This is a genomic window from Aliarcobacter cibarius (assembly GCF_013372265.1).
Lineage (GTDB): Bacteria > Campylobacterota > Campylobacteria > Campylobacterales > Arcobacteraceae > Aliarcobacter > Aliarcobacter cibarius.
In genome coordinates this window covers 1,186,306-1,206,852 of the sequence record NZ_CP054051.1, presented here as the reverse complement: position 1 = coordinate 1,206,852, position 20,547 = coordinate 1,186,306, and the positions used below count along the sequence as shown (strand labels likewise).

At 26.6% G+C, this 20,547-nt stretch carries 16 protein-coding genes; 13 read left to right on the top strand and 3 right to left on the bottom strand.

Features of this window, described 5'->3' with window-relative positions:
* Positions 1–236: 236 nt before the first annotated feature.
* The 3 genes from ACBT_RS05940 to ACBT_RS05930 form a co-directional block, all read right to left on the bottom strand.
* The gene (locus tag ACBT_RS05940) at positions 237–407 is read right to left on the bottom strand and encodes a hypothetical protein (RefSeq protein WP_169729051.1); all 171 of its coding nucleotides are present in this window, start codon (positions 405–407) and stop codon (positions 237–239) included.
* Positions 408–496: 89 nt separating this feature from the next.
* A complete protein-coding gene (locus ACBT_RS05935) occupies positions 497–688 on the bottom strand; it encodes a hypothetical protein (protein ID WP_084031371.1) in 192 nt (63 codons plus the stop codon).
* A 77-nt stretch (positions 689–765) separates the two neighbouring features.
* Positions 766–1,248 (bottom strand): MarR family winged helix-turn-helix transcriptional regulator, encoded by a 483-nt coding sequence (locus ACBT_RS05930; protein WP_024776006.1) that lies wholly within the window; start codon positions 1,246–1,248, stop codon positions 766–768.
* A 99-nt stretch (positions 1,249–1,347) separates the two neighbouring features.
* Here ACBT_RS05930 and ACBT_RS05925 point away from each other — a divergent pair, with 99 nt between their 5' ends.
* The 13 genes from ACBT_RS05925 to ACBT_RS05865 all read left to right on the top strand — a co-directional run bounded on the left by ACBT_RS05925 (position 1,348) and on the right by ACBT_RS05865 (position 20,527).
* A complete protein-coding gene (locus tag ACBT_RS05925) occupies positions 1,348–2,583 on the top strand; it encodes a TolC family protein (RefSeq protein ID WP_024776007.1) in 1,236 nt (411 codons plus the stop codon).
* Positions 2,580–3,617: an efflux RND transporter periplasmic adaptor subunit gene (locus ACBT_RS05920; RefSeq protein ID WP_024776008.1), complete on the top strand. Its 1,038-nt coding sequence runs from the start codon at positions 2,580–2,582 to the stop codon at positions 3,615–3,617. Before ACBT_RS05925 ends, ACBT_RS05920 begins: the two co-directional genes overlap by 4 nt.
* A gap of 1 nt (position 3,618) precedes the next feature.
* Entirely contained in the window at positions 3,619–6,756 is a 3,138-nt protein-coding gene (locus tag ACBT_RS05915; RefSeq protein ID WP_024776009.1) for an efflux RND transporter permease subunit, read from the top strand.
* Between the two features lie 85 nt (positions 6,757–6,841).
* Positions 6,842–7,762, top strand: a complete 921-nt coding sequence (locus ACBT_RS05910) for a GGDEF domain-containing response regulator (RefSeq protein WP_024776010.1) — start codon at positions 6,842–6,844, stop codon at positions 7,760–7,762.
* Between the two features lie 46 nt (positions 7,763–7,808).
* Positions 7,809–8,375: a nicotinamide riboside transporter PnuC gene (gene pnuC / locus ACBT_RS05905; protein WP_228130323.1), complete on the top strand. Its 567-nt coding sequence runs from the start codon at positions 7,809–7,811 to the stop codon at positions 8,373–8,375.
* Between the two features lie 72 nt (positions 8,376–8,447).
* Positions 8,448–10,277, top strand: coding sequence for an excinuclease ABC subunit UvrC (gene uvrC / locus ACBT_RS05900; protein WP_024776011.1), 1,830 nt, complete (start codon positions 8,448–8,450; stop codon positions 10,275–10,277).
* Positions 10,278–10,290: 13 nt separating this feature from the next.
* Positions 10,291–11,316 (top strand): alanine racemase, encoded by a 1,026-nt coding sequence (locus tag ACBT_RS05895; protein ID WP_024776012.1) that lies wholly within the window; start codon positions 10,291–10,293, stop codon positions 11,314–11,316.
* 37 nt (positions 11,317–11,353) lie between these two features.
* Positions 11,354–12,865 (top strand): PAS domain-containing sensor histidine kinase, encoded by a 1,512-nt coding sequence (locus ACBT_RS05890; RefSeq protein WP_024776013.1) that lies wholly within the window; start codon positions 11,354–11,356, stop codon positions 12,863–12,865.
* 5 nt (positions 12,866–12,870) lie between these two features.
* A complete protein-coding gene (locus ACBT_RS05885; RefSeq protein ID WP_138108841.1) occupies positions 12,871–15,240 on the top strand; it encodes a hypothetical protein in 2,370 nt (789 codons plus the stop codon).
* A gap of 2 nt (positions 15,241–15,242) precedes the next feature.
* On the top strand, positions 15,243–15,521 hold the full coding sequence (locus ACBT_RS05880; protein WP_024776015.1) for an EscU/YscU/HrcU family type III secretion system export apparatus switch protein: 279 nt from the start codon (positions 15,243–15,245) through the stop codon (positions 15,519–15,521).
* Between the two features lie 502 nt (positions 15,522–16,023).
* The gene (gene mrdA, locus ACBT_RS05875; RefSeq protein ID WP_024776017.1) at positions 16,024–17,802 is read left to right on the top strand and encodes a penicillin-binding protein 2; all 1,779 of its coding nucleotides are present in this window, start codon (positions 16,024–16,026) and stop codon (positions 17,800–17,802) included.
* Positions 17,803–17,907: 105 nt separating this feature from the next.
* Positions 17,908–18,573 carry a flagellar type III secretion system pore protein FliP gene (gene fliP, locus ACBT_RS05870; protein WP_119184001.1) on the top strand — a complete coding sequence of 222 codons (666 nt, stop codon included), beginning with the start codon at positions 17,908–17,910 and terminating at the stop codon, positions 18,571–18,573.
* A 7-nt stretch (positions 18,574–18,580) separates the two neighbouring features.
* Positions 18,581–20,527 carry an HD domain-containing phosphohydrolase gene (locus ACBT_RS05865; RefSeq protein WP_024776019.1) on the top strand — a complete coding sequence of 649 codons (1,947 nt, stop codon included), beginning with the start codon at positions 18,581–18,583 and terminating at the stop codon, positions 20,525–20,527.
* Positions 20,528–20,547: the final 20 nt, after the last annotated feature.

Sequence of the window (20,547 nt, the reverse complement as noted above, 5' to 3'; positions counted from 1 at the left end):
TTAATAATATGGTAATTTGAGATAACTCAAACTAGAATTCAGTTAAATATAATTTAATTAGAATTAGTAACTTTATTTATCTAAGTAGATAAAATAATTTTTAAAGCTCTTTAAGAAATAAAACTAAGTATAAAGAAAACTTTTTTATTTTATATTAATTATTTATTAGTAATTAAATATTATTTTACTATTAATTAAATATTTAAATTAGAATAAATGTATTTACCAAATATAAACTATCTCTGTTTAGTTATTTCATCCACTGATTTTTTTATATCTGTAGCAACTTCACTTGTAGTTTCTTTAGTAGCTTCCCATGCTTCTTTACTATCTTTTTTTATTCCATACCAAGTTGCACAAGATTGAAAGAACATTACAAATATAATCAATATAATATTTTTAATCATAAAATTTTCCCATCATTAAACTATATTTTCAAAATCTTAAACATTTTGTTCTAGAGTGAAATTATACTAATTCATTTATGTTTTATGTATTAAATTTTCTTTGCTATATCCTTTTCCATAAGATTTGTTTTTCCACATCTTGGACAGGGATTCCCAGAATTTGAATGACAAGACCAACAAAACATACTAGTACAGTTCTCACAAGAAAGCTTACAATGTTTACAAACATAAGTCTTTTCTCTTTTAAATTTTTGTCTATTTCCAAATAACCAAGCAAACATTTAATTCCTTTAAAAATAAAAACAAGTATATTTCAAAGAAAAGTCATTATAGATGATTTATATCAATATTGAAATCATTAAATCATAGAGTAAAGTAGTTTTGATAATATTTTTTTTAAGTCGTTTTGCTCTTTTTGACTAAGAACTGAAAAAGATTCTTGAAGTCTACAAGATGTGTTTTTTATACAATCTTCTATTAAAGAGACTCCATTTTTAGTTAATGAAACAAAAGTTTTTCTTTTATCTTCTTTTGAAATAGTTCTTTTTATATATTCCCTATCTTCAAGTTTGTTTAAAACCTTTGTCATACCACCAGATGAAAAAATTGTAGCATCATATAACTCTGTTGGCGTTAATGAGTGTTCTATATTATTAAAATACAAAGCTGCCAAAACGTCAATTTCTGAATGGATTAAATCATAATTACTTTTGAAAAAACTTTCAGAAACATTATGCAAATTTTTAGTAATGAGTAACATTGGTAATGATAAAGTAAACACTTCATGGCTTTCATTTTGTGATACTCTTTGGTAAAAATCATCTATATATTTTTTATTCATGAAGCTAATTTTAGCAAAAAAATCTTTAAATTATCTTTCTAGCAAGATAATATTAAGAGAAAAGAAGATAAACTTTTATTTTATTTAAAAGGAGTGATTTTGAAAAAATTATATTTTTCTTTTTTTGTACCTCTTTTTTTATATAGCCAAAACTTAGATGAGTTAGTAAATTTATCTATTGAAAACAAGCTAATAAATGCTTCAGCACAAAGTCTTGAAGCAATAAAAGAAGATTATAAAAGTGTACAAAGTGGTTATTTACCGAAATTAGATGTTGGAGCTGGTTATTCTATAGCAGAACATGAATCAAGTACAACTCCTCATAAAGGGGCAAATGCTTATGGTAGTGTAAACTACTTACTTTATGATGGTGGAAAAAAATCAGATGTTTATGAATCTTATGAAAATACAATAAAAAGTGGTGAAAAAAGTTTAGAAGCTCTTAAAAATGGTATATCTTTAACTGTAATAAATTATTATTACAATTATTTATCACTACTTGCTAAAAAAGAGACAAAAATTCAGGAAATAAATGAATTAAATGCTCAAAAAGATAGAATCACAAGATTCTTTGATGCAGGAAGTACAACTGAAGATGAACTTCAAAAAATCATCTCTAGAGTTGAAAATGCAAAAGTTACTCTTCAAGAGATAGAACTTGAAATTACTACAATTTTACATAATCTTGAATATATTACAGGAAATCAAGTATCTATTAGTGAAGGCTCTATTATTGAAGCATTAACAGCAGAAAAAGAGAAAAATTTAAGATTTGATATTCAAGCTTTAGAATATGATACAAAAACAAAACAAAGCAATGCGAATGCACAAAAAAGTGATTATCTTCCAAAAGTTACTTTAGATAATACTTTTAATTACTATGACAGAGACTATAGCAATAAATCTAATGAACCTGCTGGTTTACAAGATCATCAAAATATTGCAAGTGCAAATATGAAATGGAATCTTTTTGCTTTTGGAGAAACAAAGCATAAAGTTGAATCAAAACAAAAAGAATATTTATCGAGTAAACTTAAATATGAATATGAAAAAAATAGAGCAAACGTTGATTTACAACTAGCTTTAAAGGCTTATGATATTTCAAAAGCTAAAATTAAATCTAGTGAAGCGAATATAAAAGCTGCACAAAGTGCTTATGAAATTATAAAATCAAAATTTGAAAATGGTCTTATAGATAATGTAGCATTTCTACAAAGTTTAACTGAAAAATACGACGCTATAAGCCAACATAAAACTGCTTTAAATGATTTAGAAATTAAAAAAGCAAATATTATTTATCACAGTGGTGAAAAATTACAGGAGTATATAAAATGATAAAAAAATCAATAATTACAATGTATTTGCTTTTTGGATTAAATAATCTAATGGCAAATGAAGCACCAGGATTACCTGTGCAAACTTTCAAAGTTACAAATCAATCAAATACGACAAACAAAACTTATCCAACTATTTTAAAAGCTTATGAGCAAGTTGATGTAATGGCAAGAGTTCCAGGAACATTAACAAAAAAACATTTTAGTGAAGGTGATTTCGTAAAAAAAGGAACTCTTTTATATAGTATTGAACCTGATACTTATCAAGCTATCTTAAATGTAAAAAAAGCAAATTTTGTAAAAGCAAAAAAAGATTTTGAAAGAGCAAAAACTCTAATAGCTTCAAAAGCAATTAGTCCTCAAGCTTATGATGATTACACTTTTCAATATGATAGTGCAAAAGCTGCTTTAGATGAAGCTCAAATAAATTTAAACTATACAAAAGTAACAGCTCCAATTGATGGAATTGTTGGAATTAAAAAATTTGATGTTGGAGATTTAGTTGGAAGTGGTGCAAATAATTCACTACTTGTTACTATTACAAATACAGATCCAATTCATGCCGAATTTTCAATACCTAAAGATGATATGAATAAGTATCTATCTCAAATAAAAGATAAAACTGCAAAAATAAATCTTTTAGCAAATGGAAAAAAATATGAAGGTGGAGAAGTTGATTTTATCTCTCCTGTGATCGATTCAAATACTGATACTTTATTAGTTAGAGCAAAATTTGAAAATAAAAATAGAGATTTAATAGCTGGAAATTTCACAAAAATTGAAGTTAGCAATTTATCTTTAGGTGATGTTTTTGTTGTACCTGAAAATGCTGTTTTAAGAACTGCTCAAAGTAGTATTGTAATGGTAATAGATGAAAATAATATAGCAAAACCAAGACCAGTAGTTGCTGGTGATTTAGTTCAAAATGGAGTTGTTATTAAAAGTGGGTTAAAGGCTGATGAGCAAATTGCTGTAAGTAATCTTGCAAAATTAAGACCTGATACTAAAGTTCAAATAGTAAATAAAGAGAAATAATATGTTATCTGCATTTTTTATTAAAAACCCCGTTTTTGCTGGTGTTTTGTCTATTATTGTTTTTCTAGTTGGACTTATATCTATGTTCAATCTTCCAATTGAACAATACCCAAGAGTTTTACCTCCACAAATTCTTGTAAGTACAGCATATCCAGGTGCTAGTGCAGATACTATTGCAAAAACTGTTGCAGCTCCACTTGAAGAAAAAATCAATGGTGCAAAAAATATGCTTTATATGAACTCTTTAGCTGAAGATAGTGGAAGATTAACTATAAATGTATTTTTTGAAGTTGGAACAGATCCAGATGATGCAAAAATCGATGTAAACAATAGAGTTCAAGCAGCTCTTTCATCAATGCCTGAACAAGTAAAAAGACAAGGTGTTGTTGTAGGAGAAAGAAGTCCTAGTATTTTACTTTTTGCTATGCTTCAATCTCCAAACAAAACTCATGATTCATTATATCTTTCAAACTATGCTCTTTTAAATATGGTTGAAACTTTAAAAAGGGTTGATGGAGTTGGTGATGCAATGATTTTTGGAGCAAAGGATTATTCTATTAGAGTTTGGATTGACCCAGCTAAATTATCTAAATATTCACTAGCTACTACAGATGTTATTACAGCTATTCAAGAACAAAATAATCAATATGCTGCTGGTAAAGTTGGTGCAGAACCTCTTGAAAATAAGCAAATGTACACATATACTATCAAAACTCCTGATAGATTTAGTGATCCAAAACAATTTTCAGATATTGTTATTAGAGCAAATGCAGATGGAAGTAGTCTGAAACTAAAAGATGTTGCACATATTGAACTTGGAGCTAGTTCATATAGCGTTCAAACAAGATTAAATAATGCACCATCTTTACCTATTGGAGTATTTTTACAAAGTGGTGCAAACTCTTTAGAAACAGCAAAAGCTATCAAAAAAGCTCTTGAAGAAGCTAGTAAAAACTTCCCTGAAGATATGACTTATACTATTCCTTATGATAGTACAGATTTTATTACAGCTTCTATTGAAGAAGTTGTAAAAACATTTGTTGAAGCACTTTTACTAGTTATTTTAATTATTTTCATATTCTTACAAAGCTGGAGGGCTACAATTATTCCTTTAATTGCTGTACCAATTTCTATTGTTGGAGCATTTGCAGGAATGTATGTATTAGGATTTAGTATCAATCTTTTAACACTATTTGGGCTAGTTCTTGCAATTGGTATTGTTGTTGATGATGCTATTATTGTTATTGAAAATATTGAAAGACATATGGATGAAGGAAAAACTCCTCTAGACGCTGCATTTATTGCAATGAAAGAGGTAACTGGAGCCTTAATCGCTATTATTTTAGTTTTAGCAGCTGTATTCGTACCTGTTGCATTTATGGGTGGATTAAGTGGAGAAATGTACAGACAATTCGCGATTACCATAGTTATATCCGTAATTATTTCTGGATTCGTTGCAATTACTTTAACTCCTTCTTTATGTGTAAGAATCTTAAAAAATAAAAAACATGAACCAAAAGGTTTTGCAAAATGGTTTAACAACATGTTTGATAAAGCTACTACTGGTTATTCATTTTTAGTTAAAAAAACAATTAGATATTCATTTATTTCTCTTTTAATTTTTGGTGGATTAGTATTTGTTTCGTGGGATATGTTTAAATCAATGAAAACAGGTCTTGTTCCAGATGAAGATCAAGGAACTATATTTGTATTTGGATTTAATCCTCCTGGTTCATCACTATCTAGATCTTTAACTTTAAGTGAAGAAATAAATGCAATAGTTGCAAAAGATCCAAATGTACAAAATATTATTACACTTGCAGGTTATGACTTTACAACTTCAGCTGAAAGATCGCACACAGTTGCAACTATTATTAAACTAAAAGATTGGAGCGAAAGACCAAATCCTGAACAGCACGCTCAAGAAATCTTAGGAAGATTAAGTAAACAACTAATGGGTACTAGTGAAGGATTCTCTTTTGCTGTTGTGCCACCTCCAATTATGGGTATGAGTGTCACTGGTGGATTTGATATGTATGTTCAAGATAGAACTGGGGGAAGTATTGAAAATTTAGGAAAAGTTGTAAATCAAATTATTGAAAAAGCAAAAACTAGACCTGAATTAATGGGTGTTAGAACTTCACTAGCACCAAATGTTCCAATGTTTAAAATGGATGTTGATGTCGAAAAAGCAAAAGCAAAAGGTGTAAATATAAACGATATTTATAGCACTATAAATGCAACTTTTGGAAGTTATTATGTAAATGATTTCTCATTATATGGAAGAACTTATAAGGTAAATTTACAAGCAATTGACACATACAGAAATAATATAAATAATATGGAAAATATTTTTGTAAGATCAAATAAAGGTGAGCTTTTACCTCTTAGCTCTTTTGTTAGTATTAAACAACAAGTTGGAGCTGATATTGTAGAAAGATTTAACCTTTTCCAAGCAGCAAAAGTTTCAGGACAACCAGCAGCTGGATATAGTTCAGGAGATGCTTTAAAAGCTATTGAAGAAGTTTCAAATGAAGTTTTACCTGAAGGATATACAATCTCATGGGTTGGAACAGCTTATCAAGAAAAACAAGTTGGTGGAAGTTCAGCACAAGCTTTTATTTTTGGTATTGTTTTCTTATTCTTGATTCTTTGTGCATTGTATGAAAGATGGTTATTACCAATTGCTGTTGTTCTTGCTGTTCCATTTGCAATATTTGGAGCAATTTTAGCAACTAATTTAAGAGGTTTAGATAATAATATCTACTTCCAAATTGGACTTTTAGTTCTTGCTGGACTTGCTGCTAAAAATGCTATTTTGATTGTTGAATTTGCTTTACAAAAAAGAAAAGAAGGATTTAATCTTGTTGATTCAGCATTAGAAGCTGCAAAAGTAAGACTTAGACCAATCGTTATGACTTCATTAGCATTTACTATTGGTGTTCTACCACTTGCCATTGGTGGAGGTGCTGGAGCTGCTAGTAAACACTCAATTGGTACAGGAGTTATTGGTGGGATGCTTACAGCAACATTTATAGCAATTATATTTATTCCTCTATTCTATATACTTATTTCAAAAATAAGCAAAGATAAAAAAGATGAAATCTTAATAGAAGATGTAAAAAAGGAAGAGAGTTAATCTCTTCCTTTTTTTAATCCACTTAATATAATTTTTTTGATAATATTTTTCCTCAAAAAATTATTTTAATAAAAAAGAGTTTTTAATGCCAGAAATAAATCAACAACCAACTATATTAATTGTAGATGATATGATTACAAATATTTTAATATTATCAGATTTACTAAAAGATGAGTATGATATTAAAATTGCCAAATCTGGTTTAAAAGCGATAGAAATTGCAAATTCTCAAAATATAGATTTAATACTTTTAGATATTGAAATGCCTAAAATGAATGGTTATGAAGTATGCAAAAATCTTAAAAACTCAGAAAAAACGAAAAATATTCCTATCATATTTGTTACAGCAAGGAATAGTGAAACAGATGAAGAAGAAGGTTTAAATTTGGGAGCTATTGACTATATTACAAAACCTTTTAATAAAACTATTGTAAAGCTAAGAGTAAAAAATCATATAAAACTCAAAGAAAAAACTGATTTATTAGAGCAGCTATCAATGTATGATGGACTTACAAATATAAAAAATAGAAGATTTTTTGATGAAATTTTTGAAAAAAGTTATTATGAATCAAGAAGAAAAAAAACAAATCTTGCTTTAATGATGATTGACATTGATTTTTTCAAACCTTATAATGACAATTATGGTCATGGAAAAGGGGATGAAGCTTTAAAAAAAGTTTCTCTAGCTATTAATAATACTTTATTATCCCATAGAGAAGATGATCTAGTCGCTAGATATGGAGGAGAAGAGTTTGTAGTTTTAATAAAAGATATTTCTTTAGATGAATTAAATAAAATTGCAAACAATATCTTAGACTCTATTAAAAAATTAAAAATAAAACATGATTATTCAAGTGCTAATGAATACTTAACTGTTAGTATTGGAATAGCTAACTTTGATGGAAATAAAGATATTCCAAAAATTGAACTTCTAATAAAATCAGATGAAACTTTATACAAAGTAAAAGCATCTGGAAGAAACAATTTCTTAATCACAAATTTATAACTAAATTACTTATTAAAAAGGATATTTAATAGAAAATATTTTTAAAATGATAAATGAAGCAATTTTACAAATGAGTTATTGGGAAATTATTGCTGCACTTTTATCAATATTTTATATCTCTTTAGCAATAAAACAAAATATTTGGTGTTGGATAGCTGCTTTCTTTAGTACATTAATCTATTCTATTTTATTTTTTGATGCAACTCTACTTATGTCAAGTTTTTTAAATGCTTACTATTTGATTATGGCTATTTATGGTTGGTACAGTTGGAAAATAAGAAATGATTATAAAGATTCAAATTTAAAAATATCAACTTTGAATCTATCTGTAAATGCAAAAATAATTGTTGTTTTGTCAATTATTTCAATCGTTCTTGGATATTATATGACAAATTATACTAATACTTCATATGCATATCTTGATTCAACAATCACTATATTTTCTCTTGTAGCAACATATATGATGACAAAAAAAATATTAGACAACTGGATATATTGGATTATAATTGATAGTGCTGCTATTTACCTATATTTTAAAAAAGAGTTTTATGTAACTTCTATTTTATACAATCTTAGCTTTTTTAGCTTATATGGAATGGAAAAAAGAATATAAAAGCTATCAAGAAATAGATAAATCTTAATTTTAAATATCCAGAATTAAATAGCTTTTAGTTAAAATCCTTTTATGAATTTAGAAGAAAAATTAAAACTGCTTCCATCAGAAGCCGGAGTCTATCAGTACTTTGACAATCAAGGACATCTTTTATACATTGGAAAGGCTAAAAGCTTAAAAAATAGAGTAAAAAGTTACTTTAAATTCAGTCCTACTTTACAAGCTTCAAACGATTTAAGTCCACGAATTTATAAAATGATTAGCGAAACTGTTTTTTTAGAATGGATTGTTGTTCCAAATGAACATGATGCCTTAATTCTTGAAAACTCACTAATTAAACAGCTAAAACCAAAATATAATGTACTTTTACGAGATGATAAAACATACCCTTATATTTTCGTAGATTTAAATGAAGATTTTCCAAGATTAGAAATCACAAGAAAAATAGAAAAAGGAAAAAATATAAAATATTTTGGTCCATATTCAAGTGGTGCTAGAGATATGCTTGATAGCATTTATGAGATAATTCCCCTAGTTCAAAAAAAATCTTGTGTGAAAAGTAAAAAAGCTTGCTTATTTTTTCAAATAGGAAAATGTCTAGCTCCATGTGAAAATAAAGTGAATAAAGATGAGTATAAAAAGATTTTAGATGAAGCTTTAGGATACATCTATAATAAATCAAAACTATTAAATAAACTAAAAGAAAAAATGCAATTTTATTCTGAAAATTTTAGATTTGAAGAGGCTTTAGTTTTACGAGATAGAGCGAAAACTATTGAAAAATCAGAAATTAAAACTGGAATTGATTTAACAACAAATGAAGATTTAGATATTTTTGCCATAAAATCTAGTAATAAAAAAGCTGTACTTGTAAGAATGTTTATAAGAGATGGAAAACTAGCTTCTTCAAACTATGATTTCATGAAAACAAATGACGATGTTGAATTTGATATACAAGAAGCCTATAAAAGAGCAATAATAAATTACTATTCAAATGAATTACCAATTATTCCAAAAGAGATAATTGTGGCCGATGAGATTGAAGATATTATCACGATTGAAGAATTTTTATATAAGAAATTCAATAAAAAAATAAAAATAGTAAACCCAAAAATAGATAAAAAAGCTTCTATTGTAAAAATTGCTTTAAATAATTGTGATGAACTTTTAAGATTAGAGAATATTAAAGATGAGAATTCTATATACAATGAATTAAAAGAACTGTTTTCCTTAAACTGTGTTCCAAATATAATAGAAACTTTTGACAATTCACATCTTATGGGACAGGCAACAGTTGGTGGAATGGTTGTATGGAATAAAGGAAAAGAGAATTTTGATAAAAAATCTTATAGACACTATAATCTTGAGAGCTTAGATGAATACTCTCAAATGAAAGAGATGCTATATAGAAGGGTTGAGAGTTTTGATAAAAATAATCCGCCAGATTTATGGGTAATTGATGGAGGGACGACTTTACTAAATTTAGCTTTTGATATAGTTGACTCAATTGGGGTAAATTTAGATATTATTGCTATTTCAAAACAAAAAGTTGATGCAAAAGCTTATAGAGCAAAAGGAAATGCAAAAGATATAGTGCATTTTAAACAAAATGGTGAGATTAAAAGTCTAAATTTGCTTCCTAGCGATAAAAGACTACAATTTATTCAAAGATTAAGAGATGAAGCTCATCGTTTTGCAATTAGTTTTCATAAAAAGCAAAAAAGAAAAGAGGATAAAGAGATTTCGCTTCTACAAATTAAAGGTATTGGTGAAGCAAAAATAAAAAAATTACTCTTATATTTTGGAGAGTTTGAAAAAATCAGAAATGCTTCTTTTGAAGAGTTAAAATCTGTCTTAAATGAAGCAGATGCACACAATATTATAAACTATTTTAATAATTAATAAGGAATTAACTTTGGCAAAAATATTAATAAACAAAAAAAACCTTTTTTACAATTTTGAACTTATTTCAAAAAAAGCAACAAACAAGGAAAAAGTTGCTGTTGTTCTAAAAGATAATGCTTATGGTCATGGACTTGTTGAAATTGCAAAACTTGCAAATGAATTTGGAATAAAAAAAGCTGTTGTAAGAACAATAGAAGATGCAAAAAAAATTGAAGATTATTTCCCTTATATTTTAGTTCTTGCAGATACAACTTTTCACAACTATTCACATACTTTTCACATAGCAATAAATAGTCTAGAAGATATTAATAAAGTGCCACAAAATGCTAACGTTCATCTAAAAATTGATACAGGAATGCATCGAAATGGTATATCAATAAATGACATAGAGATGGCTTTTTTAGGACTTTTAAAACAAAAAGCTAATATTACAGGTGTTTTCACGCACCATAGAGGAGCAGACACTTTAAGTACTGATTTTTTTTGGCAAAATGAAAATTTTGCTAAAGCAAAAACAAAGGTAAAAGAGGTATGTGAAAAACTTTCACTACCTTTACCACAGTTTCACTCTTGCAACTCAGCAGCACTTTTTAGACAAGAAAATTTCACTGAAGATTTTGCAAGAGTAGGAATTGCAACTTATGGTTATTTAGATAATGATGGTGTTTTTGATTTTCCAAAATTAAAACCTGTTATGTCACTTTGGGCACAAAAGCTAGCAACTAGAAAAATAAGAAAAGGTCAAAGTATTGGTTATGGTGGAAAATTTACTGCAAATGAAGATATGATAATTTCTACTTATGATATTGGATATGGAGATGGTTTTTTAAGATTAAATGAAAATGATAACTATACAACTCCTAAAGGTTTTAAAATTTTAGGAAGAGTATCTATGGATAATTTATCAATAAATAGTGATGAAAAAGAGGTTTGTATTTTTGATGATGTTACCACTTTAGCAAAAATTCACAAAACTATAACATATGAAATAACTTGTAGCTTAAAAGAGAGTATGAAAAAAGAGATTTTGGTATAATGAAAGAAATTATCTAAATAGTATCGAAAGGAGAGTTGTGGATTTAGATTATTATAAAGAAAAACTAGAACAACTACAAAAACTTACAAAAACAGGTTTTTGGGAACTCGACTTGAGAACTAATACTATTATTTACTCTAATGAGATTTATAATATTTTAGAAATCGATAAGGAAAATTTCAATCATAGTTATGAAAACTTTTTAGATATTGTACATCCAGAAGATAGAGATAGAGTTAATAGTTTCTTTTTTCACTCTTTTAAAAATGTAGGAAAAGATTCTACTATTACACATAAAGTTTTTACAAAGTCTGGAAAATTAAAATATTTAGAACAAAGATATCAAATAAAATTTGATGAAAATAAAAATCCTATAGCATCTTTTGGTACAACTCAAGATATTAGTGAACAAGAATATTATAAACAAAAACTAAAAGAAGATTTAATTAAAATTGAAGATCATCAAAATGAGCTTGAAGCGATATTTAATAATACAATAGATGGTTTAGCAATAATTGATTTAAATACAAACTTTCTAAAGGTAAATAAAACTTACTGTGACATTACAGGACTGACGGAAGAAGAACTTTTAAGTACAAATTGCATAGAAATAACTGCTCCTGAATATAGAGAAGAATCTCTAAAAAGTTTTGAAAAATTTTTATTAACAAATGAACCAAAACCACTCGAAAAAATTTGTAAAATAAAAGATAGAAAAGTAGAAGTAATTTTATATCCTTATAGAATCAATGAAAATCATATTATGGTTAATATGAAAGATATTTCAAGAGATAAATTAATACAAGAGCAATCAAGACTTATATCTATGGGAGAAATGGTTGGAAACATTGCACATCAATGGAGACAACCTTTAAGTATAATAACATCTATTGCAAGTTCCATTACTATTTTAAATAATCTAAATAAACTGCCTAAAGAAAATTTAAACACTGATATGGAAAAAATCATGGAACAATCAAGGTATCTATCTGATACTATTGATGATTTTAGAAATTTTATAGTAAATGCCACTGATTTAGAAAATATTAGTATAGTAAATACTATTAAAAAATCTCTATCATTAGTTGACTCAGCAATAAAAATGAATAAAATAAGAGTTGTTACAGATTTCCAAGATGATTTAATAATATCTGGTTTTCAAAATGAATTAATACAATCTTTTATAAACATTATAAATAATGCAAAAGATGCTCTTATTCAAAATGTAGAAAATAGTAAAGATAGATTAATATTAATTTGCACTAAAGAATTTGGAAATCGTCTAAGAGTTGGAATAAAAGATAGTGGGAAAGGTATAGATGAAGAGATTTTAGATAGAATTTTTGAACCATACTTTACGACAAAGCATCAAAGTTTTGGAACAGGTATTGGGCTTGCTATGAGCCATAAATTTCTTACTCAAAGACATAAATGTACTATTGAGGTTAATAATACAACTTTTAAATTTAAAGATAATGAATATAAAGGAGCTTATTTCATAATCTTTTTTGAAGATAATTTAAATTTAGAAAATTTGAAAAAGGCTTAAAATTGTTGGTTTCGGGAAGTACAACATTAAATATTCTATTGGCAAATAACAATAAAGTTATAAGTGATGTACTAAAAGAAGCTGATGCTCAAACTCTTGAAAATATAATAAAACAAGATCCAAAAGTAAAAGCAAATGCAAGTGAAGTTATAAAAGAACTCTTCCAGAATATTAAAGATGGTACTAAATCTACAGCAACTATAGAAAACATTCTTAAGAACTCGGCTATATTTAAAGAACTAGGTAGTGTATCAACAAATCTTGTGACCCTATCAAATATGTTGCAAGAAGTTGAAAATAGTGATAACTTAGCAAAATTCAAACCACTATTAGAGAATTTATCAAAAAATATAAAAGATTTAGATGCGACAACTTTAAAGGAACAAATAAAAAGTTCAGGTGTTTTTCTTGAGAATAAAATAGCAAATACACAAAACCCTAAACTTGAAAATATTTTAAAAGATATCCAAAGCTTAGTAAAAACTGTTCAAACTCCTCTTACAAATCAAATAGATGTTCAAATAAACAAAATTTTACAAGATATTCAAAATCCAAAATCAAATGTAAATCAATCTATACAAAATCAAAATAGCCAAACAAAACCAAATTTACAAACAACTTCGCAATCAAATACATCAAGCAATCAAACAATTAATAACCAAACACCCTTAAATCAATCAGCAAATCAAATTTTAACTAATACAAATAATATAAATCAACCAAGCTCTGAAAACCAATTGAATAAAAATTTTGCTACTTCAAATAATCCAATACAAGTTATTAAAAAAGAGAATAACCAAGTAGAAATTTTACAGACAAAAATAAATACTCAAAGTCCACAAATACAAAATACAGTTCAACAAAATCCTCAAACTCTTAATTTACAATCAAAAGAGCCTATTTTAAAAAATCCTTTAACAAATGATTTAAAAGTATTAACTCAAAATTTACAAAAATTAAGTGAAAATTTGACTCCAAAAGAGTTTGAAAATTTATCAAATTTAACAAAAGAGTTAAAAACCGTTGTAAATCAAGCATCTCTAGTAGAATCAAAATTTGAAAATGTCTCAACAACACAACAAAAACAATCAGTGTTTAATCAGGCAAATCAAACAAACCAACAAAATCAAATAAATTCTCAACAACTAAATCAAAATATACAACCACAAGTTTCACCAAATATACAAAACCCAAATAATCAAGTTCAAAATTTGCAACAAAATATTTTTAATGCTCAAACTCAGTTAAATAATATAAATACCACTTTAGTACAAAATCCAGTTCAACAAACTATTCCAAATCAAATACAAAGTACACAAGCATTTTTAAATCAAATTCAAAATCAAATAAAAGAAAATACAAATCCTCAAATAATTAATCAAAATCAAACACAAAATATTCAATCAAATTTACAAATAAATCAACCTCAAATTCTAAATCAATCTACTGAAGAAATTGCATTTAAAGAGCAAATTACAAATGAAACAAAGCAACTTTTAGTTCAAATAAAAGATGAAATAGTAAAAAATCCAAATATTGTTCAAAATAAAAATATTTTACCAATTATTGACAATTTATTAAAAATGGAAAATTTGTTCGTAAAGAATGAAACTCTACAAAATTTAACAGATATGAAACAGTTAAATCAGGCTTTGAGTCAAAATAATCTAAGTACATTTTCAAATAATTTTGCATCTAATTTATCCCCTCTTTTAAACAATTTAAAAGAAAGTTTAAATAATTTAACAAATCCAAATATATCAAATATTCAAACTCATTTAACAAAAACTATAAATAGAATAGAACATATAATCTCAAACACTGAAATTGAAAAAGAGAATAAAATATCTTCTAAAGACGATATGAAAACTCTTTTACTAGAACTAAAAGAAGAATTAAGTACAAAAACGGATGCAAAATCTAGCGAAATTTTAAAACAAGTTGATAAAATATTAACTCAAATAGATTTCTATCAATTAAACTCTTTAATCTTAAATTCAAATCATGTCTATGTTCCTTTCTTTTGGGAAATGCTAGAAGATGGTTCAATAAATATCAAAAAAACCGAAGAAGACAAGTTTTACTGTCAAATAAATCTTACATTAAAAGATTTTGGAAAAGTTGATTTAATGCTTGGTTTATACGATAAAAATAAAATGGATTTAACAATATATGCACAAAGAGATCATTTTAAAACTGCGATTAAAGAAAACATAAAAGATTTAAAACTGGCTTTGAATAATGTTGATATTATTCCTGTTAACATAAAACTACTAGATATGAAAGAAAATTTGGAAGAAGATACTCCAACTAGCAACTATTTAAATAATAGTTATAACCAAAGTATTAATTCTGGAATAGATATTAAGGTTTAAAAATGGCTAAAAAAATAGAAGAAAACTTTATTCAAAAAGCCGTAGCCTTACAATATGATTTAGAAAAAGACAATGCTCCTCTAATTACAGCAAAAGGACAAGGTGTAACAGCTTCAAATATTATTAAAATAGCCAAAGACAATAATATACCTATTCAAAAAGATGAAGATTTAGTTGAACTTTTATCAAAAATAGATATTGATAAAGAGATACCAAATTCTATGTACAAAGCTGTTGCAGAAATTTTTTCCTTCATTTATGATCTATCCAAAAAAAAATAATTTGATATTTTTAAGAGATTATATAATATAATCTAATACTTCAATTTACAGAGATTTTTTAAAATATGATTAGAAACCGACTTGAAAATCCGATTATTCTTTTTTTTGTTCTACTTGTAATTATCTCTATAAACCTTATTGCATCAATTAATTTTTTTCTAATAATGTTTTCAGGAGTATTATTCACTGCTTTTTATATTTTTTTAAAGAAAAGATATCTTTATTCTTTAATATTTGTAGTTATTGCTTTTTTATTTATTGAGATAAATTCCGGACTAAAGCCTTTTTCACTAACCTTACTATCTTTATTTATTTATATTTTTATTATTCCAAAGTCAGATTCTTATGGTTCGTATGATTTAGCAAATAGCTATGTTTATATGCTATTTTTTTATGTTGGTCTTATCATAATGTGGTCACTATTTTACGGAATGGATGAAAAAATATTTTTTGCCCTACTTTTAAATATACTATTTGACTTTATATTTTTTGGAGTATTTCTTTGAATTTACGACTAAATTTAATCTATATATTTATTATAGCAATAATTATAACTTTACTATCTAGAGTATATTTTCTTTCTATTAAATCAAATACTTATTATGAAGAATTATCAAAAAATAACTACATTAGTAGAGTAAATAAAGTTCCTGTTAGAGGAATTATTGAAGATAGAAATGGTGAAAAAATAGCTATAAATGAAATGGGATTTTCTATATCTATAAAACCTCATTTAAGAAGTGCTAAGAAAAGAGCTGAACTAGAAAGAATTGTAGATTTAATAGTAAAACAACTCCCTAATTTAGATAAAGAAAAACTAATTAAAACTTATTTGAAAGAAGATTCTGCATATAATCATAACTTTATAAATGTTGTTGATTATGTTCCTTATGATGAATTTTTCTCAAAATATACAATTTTAGCATCACATGAAGATATAAAAATCGATTCTTCAACAAAAAGATTTTATCCATTTAGAGATGCTGCTTCTCACGTAATTGGATATACAGGAAGAGCATCTACAAAAGATATTTTAAACAATGAAATTGCCAAGTTTACTGGAACTGTTGGTAAAAATGGAATAGAAAAATATTACAACAATAAACTTCAAGGTGAACTTGGTTACAAAGATGTAAAAGTAAATGCCTATAATAAAGAAATTGAAGTTTTAGAAGAAAAAGAACCTTCAACAGATAATAATATAAAAATATCTATTGATATTAAACTTCAACAATATTTAAAAGAAATTTTTGTGGGTAAAAGTGGTTCAATAGTAATCATGGATGCTACAAATGGAGAGATTTTAGCAGCAGCCTCTTTTCCTGAATATGATAGTAATCTTTTTGCAAGAGGAATTTCTCAAGAAGATTGGGATAAGATGAAAAATGATTTTAATCATCCATTCACAAATAAAATTACAAATGGATTATACCCTCCTGGTTCTGTTATTAAAATGGGTGTTGCACTTGCTTTTTTAGAGCATGGTATAAGTGAAAACTTTTCTGTAAATTGTACAGGTTCTTTACCTATTGGAAATAGAAATTTTAGATGTTGGAAAACTACTGGTCATGGACATATTGACTTCAGAAGCTCTCTAGAACAAAGTTGTGATGATTTTTACTATAAAGGTAGTTTAAAATTAGGAATAAATAAAATTTCTCAAACACTTGATAAATTAGGAATAGGGAAAATAACAGGTGTTGATTTAAACAATGAATTTGCAGGAATAAACCCAAATAAAGAGTGGAAAGAGAGCAAATTAAAACAACCTTGGTATGTAGGAGAAACGGTTATTACATCAATTGGTCAAGGAAATATGCTTACAACTCCTCTTCAAATAGCAAGATATACTGGATATATAGCAACTGGAAAGCTTTCAAAACCACATTTTAATAAATTACATTTTGAAGAGCCAAAAGAACTTGATATTCCAGAAAAATATTTAGAAACTATGAGAAAAGGTATGTATGATGTATCTTATGGAGATAAAGGAACTGCTAGAAAATATTTAAGTTCTAAAGTTCCAATTGCTACAAAAACAGGAACAGCACAAGTTGTAAGTATTCCTCAATCTGAAAAAGTAAGAATGAAAGAGAGTGAAATGGAGTACTACCAAAGATCTCACGCTTGGATTACTAGCTATGGACCATATAAAAATCCTAAATATGTTGTTACTATTTTACAAGAACATGGAGGTGGTGGAGGAAGTGCCACTGGTGAAGTTTTAAGTAAAATTTATAATAAGCTTCTAGACCTTGGCTACATCACTTTGGAGAATTAATAAGATTTTAGATAAAATCCTAGACTTTATATTATAGGATTTTATTTGAGAATATTTTTAGTTTTATTATTTTTCTTTAGCTTCACTTCAGCAGAAACTGCACCTATGGTAAACTTGTCTGTAGCTGCTATAGAAGAACCTGCACAATTTGTTAAAACTATTAATATTGCAATATTCCTAGCCCTTTTAGTTCTAGCCCCTACTTTACTTTTAATGGTGACATCTTTTACAAGATTTATCATTGTTTTTTCACTTTTAAGACAAGCTTTAGGACTTCAACAAACACCGCCATCACAAGTTATTATCTCTCTTGCTTTGATTATGACTATTTTTATAATGGAACCTTATGCAAAGAAATCTTGGGAAACTGCTATTTCTCCATATATGGATGAAAAGATAGGTTATGATGTGGCAATAGAAAAAGGGATACAACCTTTTAAAGAATTTATGCTAAAAAACACTAGAGAATCAGATTTAGCATTATTTTATAGAATCAAAAAAGAAGAAAACCCAAAGAAAATAGAAGATGTATCTATTACAATTTTAATGCCAGCATTTATAGTTTCAGAGTTAAGAACAGCATTTGAAATAGGTTTTTTAATATTTTTACCTTTCTTGGTTATTGATATCATTGTTGCATCTATTCTAATGAGCCTTGGTATGATGATGTTACCACCAGTTATGATATCCTTACCTATAAAAATTATCTTTTTTATAACAATTGATGGTTGGCAGCTAATTATTGGGAATTTAGCACAATCTTTCAAGTAATTAATCTATGAAAAAAATATTCTTTACATCTATAGTTTTCGTAACTATTTTATTAATATCATACTTTTTTTATTTCATTCCAACAAATAAAGATATATCTAGTAAGATTTACTTAGACAAAAGTGAAAAAATGAAAGAGTTATTTCGTGAAGAAGTTAAAAAAAAATATGGGAAAACAGATGTTCTTACATATATGCTAAGCGAAGATAAAAAAATAGTTGAAGCTCTTATAAAAAAAAATTCTTCTTTACTAAACTATGAAAATACTTTAAAACAAATAGAAAAACTAACTGATTTTAGAAATCTTTGGATACAAATTATTGACAAAAATGGTTATAGTTTTTATAGAAGTTGGACTAATGAAGTAGGAGATTATGTAGCTTCTGGTAGATTAGATGTTGCTGAAATGATGAAAAATCCAAGACCTTTAAAAGGTATAAGTGTTGGAAGATTTGATTTAACTTTCAAAACAATGTTTCCCCTATTTCACAATGGTGAATATATAGGTTTAATAGAAATGGTTTCTAAATTTAACTCAATAGCAAGTACTCTTAAAAACCAAAATATTGAACCACTGATGATTGCTCATGAAAACTATACATCTAATTTTATAAAACCCTTTTCAAATCTTTTTATAGGAAATAACTATGTTGCAAATGTTAATGCATCAGAAGAACTAATAAAAAAAGTTGAAAAAAACGGAATTAAAAAATTTTTATATATAAAAAATTATATTCTATTTGAGAATTATTTAGTTACAACAGATGAAATAAAAGATATTCATGGTGGAGAGATGGGATTTTTTATTCTGTTTTTTGATCAAAATAATTTGGACAAATCAGCACTTACAGAATTTGAAAATCAATATTTAATAGAAATTGCAATATTTTCAATTATTTATATTTTAATTATTTTATATTTTTTAAACAGAAATTATACAAAAAAATTAAATCTAGAAGTTAGAAGAAAAACAGCAGTTATAAATGAACAAAAATCAAAACTTGAATCACTACTACAAATTTATGATAAAAATGTAATTTTTTCTAAAACAGACTTAAAAGGTTTTATTACACATGCGAGTGAAGCTTTTTGTAAAATTAGTGGTTTTTCAAAAGAAGAATTAATAGGAAAACCACATAATATAGTTAGACATCCTGACATGCCAAAAGATATTTTTAAGAAGATGTGGGAAAAGATTCCAAAAGAAGAAACAGTAACTTTCGAAATAAAGAATTTAAGAAAAGAAGGTAGTCCTTATTGGGTTCTTGCTGATATTGGACCAGAATATGATAAAAATGGAAAACATATTGGATATTTTGCTATTAGAGAAGATATTACAGCTAGTAAAGAATTAGAAGAAGTACAAAGAGATATCATTTTTACAATGGGTTCTATTGCAGAATTTAAATCAAAAGAGACTGGTGAACATATAAAAAGAGTAGCAAAATATTCAAAAATTTTAGCACTTGCTTATGGTTTAGATGAAACTGAAGCTTCAATGATTGAGCTTGCTAGTCCAATGCATGATATTGGTAAAATTGCAATATCTGATGGTATTTTAAATAAACCAACACGGCTAACTTTTGAAGAATTTGAAATAATTAAAACTCATACTCAAAAAGGGTATGAAATGTTAAGTGTTTCATCGCGACCACTTTTAAAGATGGCTGCTACTATTGCTTACTCACATCATGAGAAATATGATGGTACTGGATACCCTTTAGGGTTAAAAGGTGAAAATATTCCATTATATGGAAGAATTACTGCAATTGCAGATGTTTTTGATGCTCTTTCTCAAGATAGATGTTATAAAAAAGCTTGGCATATTGATGATATTTTAGAGTATATTAAAAAAGAAGAAGGAACATATTTTGATCCAGTTTTAGTTGACCTCTTTTTCAAAAATATAGATACAATATTAGAAATCAAAGAAAAATATCAAGATAAAAATTAAATAAACATTTCTTATATTAA